The following is a 13,588-nucleotide window of genomic DNA, read 5'->3' as shown; positions in this document are numbered from 1 at the left end:
GGCGGGTCCCGATCAGAGGGACCCGCCCCTGTCGCGTCACCGGCCCAGGATCTTCTTGATCGTGGCCTGGTTCTCCTGGGTGACCTTCCACAGCTGCTCCTGCCGGTCGTGCACGTCGGCGACGGTCCGGCTGTGGTTGTCGAGGATGCCGACGGCGCGCTCGGTGAGGATGTCGCCGAGCTCCTTCTCGTGCACCGAGACGCCCCACTCGGGCCGCTCGATGTCGTTCAGGAAGTACGCCATCTTCGGGTGCGAGATGAGCGAGATGATCGGCGTGCCGACCCCGAACGGGATCATGCCGGCGTGCCCGCGCATGCCGATGACGAGGCGGGTCTTGGCGTACGTCTCGCGGATCTCGTCGTTGGAGAAGTCGTACATCGGGATCACCGGCAGCGAGATGCCATGCTCGCGGCGCAGGTCGAAGGCGATCTTCTCGTCGTCGAGGGAGTGCGCGACGCACTTGACCTCGGTGTGCTCGCCGATCTTGCGGACGGCCTTGGCCATCTGGGCGAGGAAGTGGCCGTAGTCGTGGCCGAAGCGCAGCCCCGCGCGGTCGTAGGCCGCGTTGAGCATGACGGTGTCCTCGCGGTACGCCGGGTCGGTCCAGCCGGCCACCAGCTGGCGCATGACCGTGGTGGGGCAGGGCTGGAAGACGACCTTGTCCTGGAGCTCCGGCGGGAGCATGCCGCGGACCTTGGCGATGGAGCCGTGGTTGCGCAGGCCGAAGAAGGCGGACTTCTCCACCAGCAGCCGCAGGCTCTCGTTGAACCGCTGGGCCCGGTAGGACTGGCCGTCGAAGGCGTTGAAGCCGACCGCGTAGATCATGATCGGGACGTCGATGGCGCGCAGGTGCTCGTCCGGGACGTTCCACTGCCAGGCGCTGTTGCCGTTGGGCATGGTGTCCGGGATGAACAGACCGCCGCCGCCGATGACCAGGCCCCGGCGGGCGTTGACCCGCTCCAGGGCGGCCTTGTCGAAGTAGCGGTGGGCGTGCACGGAGTGCCAGCGCCGGGAGGTGGTGTCCGGGCCGAAGCCGAGCCGGACGGTCTCCGGGAGCAGCTTGTCGCCCGCGTTGCCCTGCCGGTCCATGTAGAACGCGACGTGCGCCAGCTGGTCCTCGGCGCTGCCCTGCTCCTGGGAGGGGACGGCGGCGGCGCGCTGGGCCCACAGGCGGCTGGAGCGGTGCGTGGGGTCCACGGTGAGGCCGGCGGTGGCGTACTTGAGGGCCTCGGTGTTGTCGCCGTGCACCCAGGCCATCTGGGCGAGCCGCGCGAAGGCGGTGGCGGCCCGGTTCGGGGCGGCGGTGGCGAGCAGCAGCTGGGTCTTGGCCTCCTCGTAGCGGGAGACGCTCATCAGGGCGTGCCCGAGGACCTCGTGCGGCCAGGCCTCGTCCAGCGGGATGCGGACGCTGCTCATGACGTCGACGGCGTCCTGGTAGTCGCCGGAGGCGATGTGCGCGGCGGCCACCTTGCGGGCGATCTCCACGTCACCGGTGCGCTTGACGTGCGGGGTGCCGAAGTGGACGACCAGGTCGTGGTGGAGGCCGCCGGAGGAGGCGAAGTAGGCCGCGTGGAACTCGGCGTCGGTCATCTCGAACTCGCGCCAGCGGTCCTCGGCCTGCGCGTAGCCGGCCTCGCCGCCCTGCCAGGGCTTGTGACGCCCGGTGAAGTGCAGGATCTTGGTGTCCTCCGGGACCGGGAGGTCGCCGGAGAGCCGCCGCTTGACGAAGTTGTACTTGGCGTCGAGGCGGACGAAGTCGCCGTCCAGGACGGCGTTCAGGATGCCCTGGTCGTGCTTGTCCAGCTCGTAGTCGCCGCTGCGGCCGGTCTTGTCGATCTTCGCGCAGAACTCGTCGGACAGGTACTCCTTCTGGATCACCAGGAGGCCGGAGTTCAGCTTGTGCTGCCCGTAGAAGAACTGCGGGACGGCCGCGAGACCCTCGCGCAGCTCCAGGAGCTCGCCGAGACCGCCGAGGACCACCATGTCGGTGTCCAGGGTGATGACCGTGTCGTAGTCGCGCAGCCGGAAGATGTCGAGGATGAAGTACGCCTTGCGGACCAGGTAGTTGTCCTGGTCGCCCTTGACGTACGAGTCGTAGTGCGTGTCGTTGACCCGCTGCAGCACGATCCGCGGGTGCAGGGCGCGGATCTTGGCGATGGAGGCCGGGCGCAGGTCGTCGTAGAGCACGACGAAGTCCTCGCAGACGCCCGGGTTGGACAGGGCGAGGCTGCGCAGCAGGACCAGGAAGCCGGGCAGGTAGTTCTCGTCCACGTAGGACGCGAAGGCGACCCTGCGCTTCTTGGTGAGGGCGCTCGCGTCGGTGTTCGGTGCCGCCGAGGTGAAGGTGGTCGTCATCGCAGGGAGATCCTCATGTCCGTCACGCTCTGGGCCCGCTGCATGACCCAATCCTTCTCGCTGGTGTATTCGTGCACGGAGGTGATGGCCAGCTTCATGGCCTCCTGCACGCGGTAGGCGCCGCTCTCGTAGAAGTCGAAGCCGATCAGGTCCAGGGTCGGGCTGACGTCCAGGAAGTCCAGCAGCCACAGCATGTTGAACCCGGAGGTCGGGATGCCCGACCAGGTGTCGGTGCCGATCTGCCCGATGTTCCGCATCGGCCAGCGCAGCGACTCGTCGCCGAGGTACTTCTGGGCGCCGGGGACAAGCTTGTTGCGCAGCGAGTGCTTCCAGTCGCCCGAGACGCCGCCGAAGATCAGCCGGGTGGTCACCGGCTTCTCCCAGTTGAAGGCGTGCTTGTGGATGCTGACGTGGATGTCGGTGCGCTCGCCGGTGTGCTTCGGGTCGATCTTGTACGAGTTGAAGCGCACGACCAGGTCGTAGTCGTCGATCTGCTTGCCGATGCCGCTCGCGCCCACCCGGCCGGAGTTGGCGATCAGGCAGACGGACTTGCCGGCGATCTGGTTGCGGAACTCGCCGAGGCTGATCCACTGCACGCCGTCGACGGTCGGGTTGGCGACCGGGCCGCGCATCCGGATCCGGCGCTGCTCGGAGTAGAGCGCGACGGCCTCGGCCATGCCGGCGTCGTTGCCCTCGGCCAGGCGCAGGTCCAGGTACTGGCTGAGCAGCTCCTGCCGGTCGTTCACCGGAGCCTCGTCCTCGGCGAGGGCGAGCAGCGCGCAGACCAGACGGGGCTCGGCGGCCCGCCAGTCGCCGACGGCGTGCAGGGCGAGGCCCTCGGCCCAGGTGGCGGTGGCGGGCCCGCGGACGTGGTCCGTGGCCGCGGGGACCTGGCGTTTGAGGAGGTCGAGCAGTTCGCGTTCGCGTTCGGCGGCGCGGCGCATGCCGGATATCCGGTTGGCGACGCCGAAGCCGTCGTCCGTGGTGAGTTCCAGGTAGCGCTCGTAGGCCTCGACGGCCTCGCGCTCCTCGCCGAGGCCCTCCAGGATGCGGGCGCGCAGCCGCCAGCCGGCGCGGGAGTTCTTGCGCTGGGCGAGGACGGTGTCGCTGATCACCAGGGCGAGGTTCAGCTCGTCGTTGTAACCGCACTCCAGAGCCTTGTTGGCGACCGCGAGCAGGGCGTCCAGCAGGTCGTTGTTGATCCCGCCCGAGGGGCTCGCGGCGCCCTTGACGGCGCGCTTGAGAAGCGCCGTCGCGCCGCCGGCCGGGGCGGGCGCGGAGGTGGTGGTGCCTTCCGTGGCGACGACCACCAGCAGCTTGCGCAGCTGCTCCGCCAGCTCCGCGCGACGGCGGTCGAGGCTGCCGACCACTTTGCCGCTGTGCACAGCGCAGGCGTGCAGGCAGTCGTCCAGCTCCCCTCCGCGCGCAGGTGCCCGCCTGTTCTGGACCCTCGTCATAGCTCTCCTGATTTTGCCAAGCAAAGCTTGTGTAACGGCTGTGTGTGGTGGGGTGACCCGCACCGGGGGGATGGATGGAGAAACTAGGAAGCCAAAACGACCATATGGTTAACGAACTTCGACGGGTAAGAGAATGGTTAGCAGGTTCACCGCACACTTTCCATGATTCCCCCAGGTGCGGGTAAGGGACTTCGCACGTCCCGGGGACTGTCCGAACAGATCGGATGATTAGCGGTCCGGACCCGGGTAGGCGTCTCGGACCATGTCACTCGCGACCCCCACACTGGCGCCCTCGCCTGCGAAGATCCCGGTCGTCCCGGCCTCACCCGGGCACCCCCGCACCCGACTGCTCGCCCTCGACGGACTGCGGCTCGCCGCCGCCCTGATGGTCTGCCTCTACCACTACGCGGGACGCGGCGGAGTCGTCTCCGCGTCCTGGCACCAGAACCCCGAACGCGTCTTCCCGACCCTGTCCCGGGCGGCCGTCTACGGCTGTCTCGGCGTCGAGTTCTTCTTCGTCATCAGCGGCTTCGTGATCTGCATGAGCAGCTGGGGCCGCTCCCTCGGCGACTTCTTCCGCTCCCGCGTCGCCCGCCTCTACCCCGCGTACTGGGTCGCCCTGGTGCTGGTCACCGGGGCGTCCCTGGTCCTGCCCGCCGTGGTCCGCGCGGTGCGGCCCGACGAGTTCCTGGTCAACCTGACGATGCTCCAACAGCCCATGGGCGTACCGCGCGTGCTCGGTGTCTGCTGGACGCTCTGGGTCGAGGTCCGCTTCTACGCGCTGTTCGCACTGGCCGTCGTCCTGCCGGGCGTCACCTACCGCAGGGTGGTGCTGTTCTGCTCGGTGTGGACCCTGGCCGCCGTCCTGTCCACCGCAGCCGGCGACGGGTCATGGGCCCAGCTTCTCGTGATGCCCCGGTACGCCCCCTACTTCGTCGGCGGCCTGGCCCTCTACCTCGTCCACCGCTTCGGCAACGGGCTGCTGCCCTGGGGGATCGTGGCGCTCTCCTGGATCCTCGGGCTGCGCACGGCCACCGAGGGACTGTGGCACGCGGGCACACCGCGCAACCCGTACGTCGTGATGCTGGTCGTCACACTCGCGTACGCCGCGGTGGCGGCGGTGGCGGCGGGCTGGACGCGGTGGGCGGCGTGGCCCTGGCTGACCACGGCCGGGGCGCTGACGTACCCCTTCTACCTCGTGCACGAACATCTCGGATGGTTCGTGATCCGGGTGCTGCACCGAGGGTGGGGGGTGCCGCCGTGGCCCACCCTGGCGGTGACGGTGCTCACGATGCTCGGGCTCGCCTGGCTGCTCCATCGCTTCGTGGAGACACCGTTCGGGCCACGGCTGAGGAAGGCGCTGCAGGCCGTGCCGCCCGCGACCGGTTAGGGGTGGTTTCAGGACCGCGGAAAGCCCTCGTCCGAATGTCCGGTCGGAATACGGAGGCGCAGATTCCTTGCAGTTGTTCCACAATGCGCACCCCCTACCGGTTGGCAACATGTCGCGTCCATGAATTCCGCCGTTCACACGGTTGCACGGAGGGAAAACCTCCGCTTACCGAGGTCAGCCGGAAACCGCTTGTATGACGTGATCAGCTCTTCATAGCGTGTGATCCGCAAGAAGCCAGCGATGCACGTGGGAACAAAGGAGAGCTCATGAGGTCTCGTTTCCGTTCATCGGCTGCCGCTGCTGCGGCAGTGGCGTTGGCCGCATTCGGTGCGGTGGGGCTGTCGTCCTCACCCGCGGCCGCCGCATCCGCCACCTGTTTCGGCTACACGGGAAACGTCAACGATTACGGGTACGACTACGTGGCCTGGCAGTACGGGCCCGCCGAGTGCTTCGGGGTCGCGCCCTCCGGAACCATCTGGCACACCTGGTCGGGCGCCGGCGGCTGGAAGGAAATGCCGGGCAACGGCAAAGCCCTGCGCCTCGTCGGCTATTTCGAGAGCTCTGCCGGAAAAGCCGTCAAGGTCGTGACGGCGGCCGGAAACTACTACTGCAACTATGACGACTACGCGACGAACACGTGGGGCGGCTGGTACGGAACGAACACCGACCACTGCTGAAATCCCACGAGCCCGGTTCCGGGTGATGTCCTCACATCACCCGGAACCGGGCTCTTCACGTTCGACCATCTCTTTCGTACCGCGCCGCGATCCCTGCGATGACCACTTCCAGACCCTCTTCGAAGTGGCGGTCGTAGTCGTCGAAGATTTCCTTGCCGGCCGCCGCCGCCAGCGGGAAGTCGGCCAGCAGGCGGGCACGTTCCGTGAGGTCGTAACCCTCCCGGCGTTCACCCGGCAGTGGCTGTACGCCCTGTTCTTCCGTCACGAAGCCGATGGTGTAGGCGTTCGTCGTCATGCCCGCCTGGACCGCCTCGGCGAGGGTGAAGCCGGCCTCCGTCATGACGCGCAGGAGGGCCTCCTGCTCCGGGGCGTGGTCGATGCCCGTGAAGCGTGAGCCGCTGTAGACCTTCGCGCCGTCGCGGTAGCCGAGCAGGGCCGTGCGCAGCCCCCGGCTCGTCGTGCGCAGCCCGTCCTGCCAGGTTCCGGCGGGGTCCAGACGCGCGACCGCGACCATGCGGCGGTACATCTCCGTCGCCATCTCGTCGAGCAGCGCCTGCTTGTCCTTGAAGTGCCAGTACAGCGCCGGGGCCTTGACGTCCAGCTCCTTGGCGATGGCCCGCAGGGTCAGCCCGTCCAGGCCGACCTCGTTCAGCAGGCGCAGGGCCGTGTCGGCGACCCGGCGGCGGTCGAGGGGGGCGCGTCGTTCCGTACTCACACTTGACAGCTTAACATCGTTAAGGGCAGCCTTGCGGCCGACGGCACTTAACAGCGTTAAGGAGAAAAGGGATGGATGCGATGGATGTACTGGTCGTCGGCGCCGGGCCCACCGGGCTCGCCCTCGGTATCGACCTCGCCCGGCGCGGGGTGGACGCGCTGGTCGTGGAGGCGAACGAGAAGCTGTCCCCGGGCTCACGCGGCAAGGGGATCCAGCCCCGGACGCAGGAGGTGTACGACGACCTCGGTGTGCTCGACGCGATGCGCGCGGCCGGCGGCCCCTACCCGCCCCGGCTGCTCTGGAAGGACGGCGAGCCCCTCGGGACGAAGCCGATGTTCGACACGGTGCCGGCGGACGAGGGCGCGCCGTACACCGAACCGCTGATGGTCGCGCAGTGGCGCACGCAGGAGGTGCTGTACGCGCGGCTGCGGGAGCTGGGCGGCCGGGTCGGGTTCGGACGCGGGCTGACGGGGCTCGAGCAGGACGCGGAGGGGGTGACCGCCCGCTTCTCCGACGGCACGACGGCTCGTGCCCGGTATGTCGTGGCGGCGGACGGCGGGCGTTCGACCGTACGGCACGCGGTGGGCGTCGGGATGACCGGCGAGTCGGTCGACCCGAGCTCGTTCCTGGTGGCCGACCTGCGGGTGCGGGGCCTCGACCGCGAGCACTGGCACACCTTCGTCGGCGACGACGGCTGCGGTGTGGCGCTGTGCCCGCTGGCCGGCACCGACGACTTCCAGCTGGGCGGCAGGCTGCCCGAGGGCACGGAGATCGACCTGTCCCTGGAGGGCCTGCGCAGGCTGGTGACGACGTACAGCCACCTCGACGCGGCGGACATCACCGAGGTGCGCTGGGCCTCCGACTTCCGCCCCCGCGCCGCGCTGGCCGACCGGTTCCGGGTGGGCCGGGTCTTCCTGGCCGGCGACGCGGCCCACGTCCACTCCCCGGCCGGCGGCCAGGGCCTGAACACCAGCGTCCAGGACGCCTACAACCTGGGCTGGAAGCTGGCCGCGGTGCTCGCCGGCCGGGCTCCGGACCTGCTCCTCGACACCTACGAGGAGGAGCGCCGCCCGAACGCCGCCGCCATGCTGGGCCTCTCGACGGGCGTCCACCACGGCGAGGTCCGGCGGGGCGAGGCCACGGTCCAACTGGGCATCGGCTACCGGGAGTCCTCACTGACCGAGGAGACCCGGGCCGACCCGGGACCGGTGCGGGCGGGCGACCGCGCGCCCGACGGGCGGAACGCGGACGGGATCCGGATGTTCGACGCCTTCCGGGGGCCGCACTGGACGCTGCTGGCCCCGGAACCGGTGGACGGGATCGGCGGCCTGCCGGCCCCGGAGTCGTACGGCCCGGGCGTGTTCCTGGTCCGCCCGGACGGCTATGTGGGCTGGGCGGGTGACACGGCCGAGGGGCTGCGGACGTATGTGGCGCGCACCGGGGCGTGAGCGCTCCGCTGGGAGCGCCGCGCCGCGCCGCGTCGGGTCGGGTCGGGTCGCGTCGGGTCGGGTCGTCTTGCTCTGGCGTCCGGCGTCCGGCGTCTGCGGCACCGTCGTGGCTGGTCGCGCAGTTCCTACCCCAGCCTTCGGCCGGGGGTACCCCCGGCGCCCCTTCAGGGCGCTGCCAGTGGACCCCGCCGGAGAGCGCGCAGGCAGATCCGGATCGCCGGGAGCAGGGCCCAGCACACGGACGCCCAGTGGGTGACCAGGGCGACCGGTATGGAGATGAGGAAGGACAGCATCATCGCGGTCAGCCAGCTCGTCGTGCTGGACACGGCCTCCGCCGAGTCGGAGGTGTCCAGCACCCCCGACCTGCGCAGGTCCCTGACGGCCAGCCGGAAGAACAGGCAGGTGAGGACCTGGTTGGCCGCGTACACGATGAACTGGACCTCGAACGCGTCGGCCTCGCTGGTCAGCAGCTTCGTGGTGAACGGCGTCACGACGATCGCGAGCAGCCACAGCAGGTTCCACCGGATGGCACCGCCCGAGAGTCCGGTCGCGTACCGGAACAGCCGCTGGTGGATCATCCAGTGGATGGCGATGGCCCAGAAGCTGACGAGGAACGCGGTGTACTCGGCGAGATGGCCGCGCAGGAAGTGCAGGACGCCGGAGTTGCCGTGCACCTCCCCGCCGGGGACCGGCAGTTCCAGGGCGAGCAGGGTGATGGCGATGGCCACCACCGCGTCCGAGAAGTAGATCAGCCGCTCCGGACTCACCGGCCGGCCCCCGGGACCGGGAGTCTCCTCGGTGTTCCCGGTCAGGTCATCGGGCCCGGCGGTGTGCTGCGCGCGGGTGTCGGGCATGTTCTGCTGCTTCCTCGTGTGGAGCCGTGCGGAGCGGTGCCGGGCGGTGGACGGTCACGCCAGGGCCTGCGCGGCGCGGGCCCTGGCCCGTGCCGCGTACCGGCCGCCGACGGTGAAGGGGAGGACGAACGCCAGGACCTGGGCGGTGACGAGCGGCACCGTCGCGGAGTGGTCGTAGCCGACGACGGCGGCACAGGCGAGCGCGCCGAGGGTGAACCCGGCCGCCCAGATGGCGGTCAGCACCATGTTGACCCTGAGGAACCGGGGCGAGTCCCAGAACTCCTCGGGCACCTCGGCCCGGGCGAAGACCAGGGTGAACGGGCGGCGGGCGGCGAGCGAGGCCAGCGCCGTGGCCGCCAGGGTGGCGTTGGCCAGGGCACAGGTCCAGTGCTGGAGTGCGGTTCCGGGGTCGGCCAGCGCGGTGCCGGCCATCACCACGAAGAACCCGCAGGTGGCGCCGGTGAGGAGGTCGACCGTGCGGGCGTGGAGCTGCCGGGCGAGCAGATACAGCGCGACCAGGGCGGCGGCGCTCGTCCCCAGTCGCCAGTCGACCGGGCTCAGGGCCGCGTAACACAGCCAGGGCGCGAAACCGCGGACGTAGTTCACCGGGTGTCTCCTTCGGGACAGACCGAGAGTCCAATGTTGGACGGTCCAAGAATGGCCGGTCGATCTTGCTCTGTCCAGTCGTGACGGGTGAATTCCGGAACGGTAGGGTGAGGCCATGAGCTTGCCCCACGCCCTTCTCGGTCTCCTGGCCGAGCAGCCCGCCAGTGGATACGACCTGCTCAAGCGGTTCGAGTCGGGCCTGGCCGTCGTGTGGCCCGCCCAGAAGAGCCAGGTCTACGGCGAGTTGGCGAAGCTCAGTGAGAAGGGGCTGATCGAGGTCACCGGGACCGGCGCACGCCAGCGCCGCGAGTACGGCATCACCGACGCCGGGCGCGCGGAACTGCGCGGCTGGCTCACCGAACCCGGCACCGACCTCGCCTTCCGCAGCGCCGCCCTGCTCCGGGTCTTCTTCCTGTGGACGCTCAGCCGCGAGGAGGGCGTCGAGTACCTGGAGAACTTCGCCCGCATCAACCGCGAACGGCTCGCCGCGCTGGAAGCCGTGCGGGACAACGCCGAATGGGTCGGCGACCCGGTGCAGGTCTGCGGCTGGCTCATCCTCGAATACGGCCTGCGCGGCTCCATGACCTCTGCGGAATGGGCCGACTGGGCCGCGGAACGGCTCGCCGAGCACCTGTGACCCCGGGCGGGCGGGGCCGCCCGGTGGCTCAGGCTCAGGCTCAGGCGCTGGCCAGCGTCAGCTTCACCGCGAACCCCAGGAACAGCACCCCCGCCGCCGACGTGGCCGTCGCCGACATGCGCTTGCGACGGCGGAACGCGTCGGCCAGCCTGGTGCCGCTGAATATCAGGGCGCTGAGGTAGAGGAAGCTGGCCAGCTGGGCGAAGGCGCCGAGGACGACGAAGGACAGCGCCGGGTAGGCGTACCCCGGGTCGACGAACTGCACGAAGAAGGCGATGAAGAACAGGATCGCCTTCGGGTTGAAGAGGCTGACCACCAGGGCGCGGCGGTACGGGCGCTCCTGCGTCGCGGCGGCGACCGGTGGAGCCTGCTCCGCCGCCTGCTGCTTCCGCGACCGCCACATCGACCAGGCCGCCCGCAGCATCCCTATCGCCAGCCAGGTGAGATAGCCGGCGCCCGCGTACTTCACGATCCCGAACAGCACGGCGTTGGCCTTGAGCAGCGAGGCCACCCCGGCCGCCGACAGCGTCATCAGCACGGTGTCCCCGCACCACACGCCCGCGGCGGCGGTGTAACCGGCTCGGATCCCCTGCCGGGCGGCGACGGACAGCACGTAGAGGGAGTTGGGGCCGGGCAGCAGGACGATCAGGACGAGTCCTGCCAGATAGGTGGGGAGATCGATGACGCCGAACATGAGAAGTAGTCTCGCACGCGGGTCCGACAACGCTCCGGGGACCATCGGTCAGCACGCGCCGTCAGAACGCGCCGTCAGAACGCGTCCGTCGGTACGTACACCCCCCACACCTCCCGCAGCGCGTTGCACACCTCCCCCACCGTGGCCTGCGCCCGCAGCGCCTCCTTCATCGGGGGAAGCACGTTGTCGTCGCCCTCGGCGGCCTTCTTCAGGGCGGTCAGGGCCGCGGCGACGGCCGCCCGGTCGCGCTCGGCGCGCAACCGGGCGAGGCGCTCCGCCTGCCGGGCCTCGATGGCCGGGTCGACACGCAGGGGCTCGTACGGTTCCTCCTCGTCCAGCTGGAAGCGGTTGACGCCGACCACCACCCGCTCCCCCGCGTCGGTCTCCTGCGCGATGCGGTAGGCGTTCCGTTCGATCTCGCCCTTCTGGAAGCCGTGCTCGATCGCCGCCACCGCGCCACCGAGATCCTCGACCCTGCGCATCAGCCCGAGGGCCGCCGCCTCCACGTCGTCCGTCATCCGCTCCACGGCGTACGAACCCGCGAAGGGGTCCACCGTCGCCGTCACGTCGGTCTCGTACGCCAGCACCTGCTGGGTGCGCAGGGCCAGGCGCGCGCTCTTGTCGGTCGGCAGCGCGATCGCCTCGTCGAAGGAGTTGGTGTGCAGCGACTGGGTGCCGCCGAGGACCGCGCCCAGGGCCTGGACCGCCACCCGCACCAGGTTCACCTCCGGCTGCTGGGCCGTCAGCTGGACGCCGGCCGTCTGGGTGTGAAAGCGCAGCATCAACGACTTGGGGTCCCGCGCGCCGAACTCCTCCCGCATCACCCGCGCCCAGATCCGGCGCGCCGCACGGAACTTGGCGACCTCCTCCAGGAACGTCGTACGCGCCACGAAGAAGAAGGAAAGACGGGGGGCGAAGTCGTCGACATCCATGCCGGCCGCGACCGCCGTGCGCACGTACTCGATGCCGTCGGCGAGCGTGAAAGCGATCTCCTGGGCGGGGGACGCCCCCGCCTCGGCCATGTGGTAGCCGGAGATCGAGATCGTGTTCCACCTCGGGATCTCGGTCCGGCAGTACCCGAAGATGTCCGCGGTCAGCCGCAGGGACGGCTTGGGCGGGAAGATGTACGTGCCCCGCGCGATGTACTCCTTCAGGACGTCGTTCTGGATCGTGCCGGTCAGGGCCGCCGCCGGTACGCCCTGTTCCTCCGCCACCAGCTGGTACAGCAGCAACAGCACGGCCGCCGGGGCGTTGATCGTCATCGACGTCGACACCCTGTCCAACGGGATCCCGCCGAACAGCACCCGCATGTCGTCGATCGAGTCGATCGCCACCCCGACCTTGCCGACCTCGCCGTGCGCCAGGGGCGCGTCGGAGTCGTGGCCCATCTGGGTGGGCAGGTCGAAGGCCACGGAGAGACCGGTGGTGCCGTGCGCGATGAGCTGCCGGTAGCGGGCGTTGGACTCCGTCGCCGTACCGAAGCCGGCGTACTGGCGCATGGTCCAGGGACGGCCGGTGTACATCGTCGGGTAGACGCCCCGGGTGAAGGGGTACGACCCCGGATCACCGAGTTTCCGGGCCGGGTCCCAGCCCGCCAGGTCCCCCGGGCCGTAGACCGGCTCGACGGGCAGTCCGGACTCCGACTCACGGGCCATGATGGGTGACCTCCGCAGTACGCCGATATTGCAATATGCCGGTACGTCTGTTGGTTCCCACCATGCCCCCTTGTTCGGCGGCGGTCACGCGGGGAAGCATCCTCGGCATGAAGGTCTCGGGGTACTCAGGGGTCCTGGCCGCCGTGGTGGCCGTGCTGTGCGGGTGCACGGTTCAGCCGACGGGCGGCGGGAACGCCAAGGGGCACTCGCCCGTCCACATCGACCTCCGGCACAGCCCGACGCCCGCCGGCACCGCTCCCACCACCTCCACTCCGACCGGCCCCACCCCCTCCCCGTCCGCCGTCGAGACCGTCCCGCCGCACATCGTGTTCACCCGCGGCGACACCGGCACCGGCGTCCGCGAACTCCAGGCCCGGCTGCGCCAGGTCGCCTGGCTGTTCGACGGACCGACGGGGACCTACGACGACCTCACCGCCGAGGCCGTGAAGGGCTTCCAGGGCAAGCGCGGGCTGCCGCAGACGGGTGAGACCGACGCCGTGACCTGGCGGCGGCTGGTGCGGATGACACACAAGCCGGGGAAGTGGGAGCTGTACCTGATGGGCGGTCAGCCGGCCGCCGCGCCCGATCCGCGGTGTCTGACCGGGCGGGTGCTGTGCATCAGCAAGACCAGCCGGACGCTGCGCTGGATGATCGACGGGCGCACGGTGTCGACGATGTCGGTGCGGTTCGGGGCGCTGTACACCCCGACCCGTGAGGGTGTGTTCCACGTCTACTGGAAGTCCCGCCACCACGTGTCGACGCTCTACCACTCCCCGATGCCGTACGCGATGTTCTTCAGCGGCGGCCAGGCGGTGCACTACTCCTACGACTTCGCGGCCCGGGGCTACGCGGGCGGCTCGCACGGATGCGTCAACGTGCGGGACGAGGCGGCGATCGCGGACCTGTTCGCGCAGGTGAGGAACGGCGACAAGGTCGTCGTCTCCTGGTGAGCGGATGACGTGCGGGGCGCGGGCGGGACCGGGGGAACGTGTCCCGCCCGCGCCGATGCACGAGCCACGGGTACGGGGGGAACCCCGGCTCTGTGCGACGGCCGATGACCAGTCGGCTCACTCAGTACTGCGCCGCCGCCGCCGAAAACG

The 13,588-nt window shown here is 70.0% G+C and carries 12 protein-coding genes; 5 read left to right on the top strand and 7 right to left on the bottom strand.

All coding sequences use genetic code 11. The features are described from left to right. Window positions 1-36 precede the first annotated feature (36 nt). Entirely contained in the window at window positions 37-2,355 is a 2,319-nt protein-coding gene (locus ACFY0P_RS02570; protein WP_388906455.1) for a glycosyltransferase, read from the bottom strand. Then, window positions 2,352-3,812, bottom strand: a complete 1,461-nt coding sequence (locus tag ACFY0P_RS02565; RefSeq protein ID WP_388906452.1) for a glycosyltransferase family 29 protein — start codon at window positions 3,810-3,812, stop codon at window positions 2,352-2,354. Before ACFY0P_RS02565 ends, ACFY0P_RS02570 begins: the two co-directional genes overlap by 4 nt. 262 nt (window positions 3,813-4,074) lie before the next feature. On the opposite strand from ACFY0P_RS02565, the gene ACFY0P_RS02560 reads away from it, so the two are divergent. Together ACFY0P_RS02560 and ACFY0P_RS02555 are read left to right on the top strand one after the other, a co-directional pair. Beyond that, window positions 4,075-5,202, top strand: a complete 1,128-nt coding sequence (locus tag ACFY0P_RS02560) for an acyltransferase family protein (RefSeq protein ID WP_388906450.1) — start codon at window positions 4,075-4,077, stop codon at window positions 5,200-5,202. Between the two features lie 266 nt (window positions 5,203-5,468). Beyond that, window positions 5,469-5,879: a hypothetical protein gene (locus ACFY0P_RS02555; protein ID WP_388906447.1), complete on the top strand. Its 411-nt coding sequence runs from the start codon at window positions 5,469-5,471 to the stop codon at window positions 5,877-5,879. 55 nt (window positions 5,880-5,934) lie between these two features. Here the strand turns inward: ACFY0P_RS02555 and ACFY0P_RS02550 are convergent, their stop codons facing one another. Beyond that, a complete protein-coding gene (locus ACFY0P_RS02550; protein ID WP_388906445.1) occupies window positions 5,935-6,594 on the bottom strand; it encodes a TetR/AcrR family transcriptional regulator C-terminal domain-containing protein in 660 nt (219 codons plus the stop codon). Between the two features lie 71 nt (window positions 6,595-6,665). Here ACFY0P_RS02550 and ACFY0P_RS02545 point away from each other — a divergent pair, with 71 nt between their 5' ends. Continuing rightward, complete coding sequence (locus ACFY0P_RS02545; RefSeq protein ID WP_388906442.1) at window positions 6,666-8,042, top strand: FAD-dependent monooxygenase; 1,377 nt, start codon at window positions 6,666-6,668, stop codon at window positions 8,040-8,042. 164 nt (window positions 8,043-8,206) lie between these two features. On the opposite strand, the gene ACFY0P_RS02540 is transcribed toward ACFY0P_RS02545, so the two are convergent. Further along, complete coding sequence (locus ACFY0P_RS02540; RefSeq protein ID WP_388906440.1) at window positions 8,207-8,896, bottom strand: TMEM175 family protein; 690 nt, start codon at window positions 8,894-8,896, stop codon at window positions 8,207-8,209. Window positions 8,897-8,950: 54 nt separating this feature from the next. Continuing rightward, on the bottom strand, window positions 8,951-9,502 hold the full coding sequence (locus ACFY0P_RS02535; protein ID WP_388906438.1) for a hypothetical protein: 552 nt from the start codon (window positions 9,500-9,502) through the stop codon (window positions 8,951-8,953). Window positions 9,503-9,617: 115 nt separating this feature from the next. Between ACFY0P_RS02535 and ACFY0P_RS02530 the strand changes: the two genes are divergently transcribed. Next, complete coding sequence (locus ACFY0P_RS02530) at window positions 9,618-10,139, top strand: PadR family transcriptional regulator (RefSeq protein ID WP_388906435.1); 522 nt, start codon at window positions 9,618-9,620, stop codon at window positions 10,137-10,139. 40 nt (window positions 10,140-10,179) lie between these two features. Here the strand turns inward: ACFY0P_RS02530 and leuE are convergent, their stop codons facing one another. Continuing rightward, the gene (leuE, locus tag ACFY0P_RS02525; RefSeq protein ID WP_388906433.1) at window positions 10,180-10,833 is read right to left on the bottom strand and encodes a leucine efflux protein LeuE; all 654 of its coding nucleotides are present in this window, start codon (window positions 10,831-10,833) and stop codon (window positions 10,180-10,182) included. A 74-nt stretch (window positions 10,834-10,907) separates the two neighbouring features. Further along, complete coding sequence (locus tag ACFY0P_RS02520) at window positions 10,908-12,488, bottom strand: methylmalonyl-CoA mutase (RefSeq protein ID WP_388906431.1); 1,581 nt, start codon at window positions 12,486-12,488, stop codon at window positions 10,908-10,910. Window positions 12,489-12,595: 107 nt separating this feature from the next. Between ACFY0P_RS02520 and ACFY0P_RS02515 the strand changes: the two genes are divergently transcribed. After that, a complete protein-coding gene (locus tag ACFY0P_RS02515) occupies window positions 12,596-13,438 on the top strand; it encodes a L,D-transpeptidase family protein (RefSeq protein ID WP_388906429.1) in 843 nt (280 codons plus the stop codon). Window positions 13,439-13,588: the final 150 nt, after the last annotated feature.

Source organism: Streptomyces sp. NPDC001714 (genome assembly GCF_042892755.1).
Classification (GTDB): domain Bacteria; phylum Actinomycetota; class Actinomycetes; order Streptomycetales; family Streptomycetaceae; genus Streptomyces.
This window is presented reverse-complemented; position numbering and strand designations above follow the sequence as displayed.

Coding starts and splice junctions, on each gene's coding strand:
- ACFY0P_RS02515 (WP_388906429.1), top strand. CDS start 12,596: ATGAAGGTCTCGGGGTACTCAGGGGTCCTGGCCGCCGTGGTGGCCGTG.
- ACFY0P_RS02540 (WP_388906440.1), bottom strand. CDS start 8,896: ATGCCCGACACCCGCGCGCAGCACACCGCCGGGCCCGATGACCTGACC.
- ACFY0P_RS02560 (WP_388906450.1), top strand. CDS start 4,075: ATGTCACTCGCGACCCCCACACTGGCGCCCTCGCCTGCGAAGATCCCG.
- ACFY0P_RS02530 (WP_388906435.1), top strand. CDS start 9,618: ATGAGCTTGCCCCACGCCCTTCTCGGTCTCCTGGCCGAGCAGCCCGCC.
- leuE (WP_388906433.1), bottom strand. CDS start 10,833: ATGTTCGGCGTCATCGATCTCCCCACCTATCTGGCAGGACTCGTCCTG.
- ACFY0P_RS02555 (WP_388906447.1), top strand. CDS start 5,469: ATGAGGTCTCGTTTCCGTTCATCGGCTGCCGCTGCTGCGGCAGTGGCG.
- ACFY0P_RS02570 (WP_388906455.1), bottom strand. CDS start 2,355: ATGACGACCACCTTCACCTCGGCGGCACCGAACACCGACGCGAGCGCC.
- ACFY0P_RS02545 (WP_388906442.1), top strand. CDS start 6,666: ATGGATGCGATGGATGTACTGGTCGTCGGCGCCGGGCCCACCGGGCTC.
- ACFY0P_RS02565 (WP_388906452.1), bottom strand. CDS start 3,812: ATGACGAGGGTCCAGAACAGGCGGGCACCTGCGCGCGGAGGGGAGCTG.
- ACFY0P_RS02520 (WP_388906431.1), bottom strand. CDS start 12,488: ATGGCCCGTGAGTCGGAGTCCGGACTGCCCGTCGAGCCGGTCTACGGC.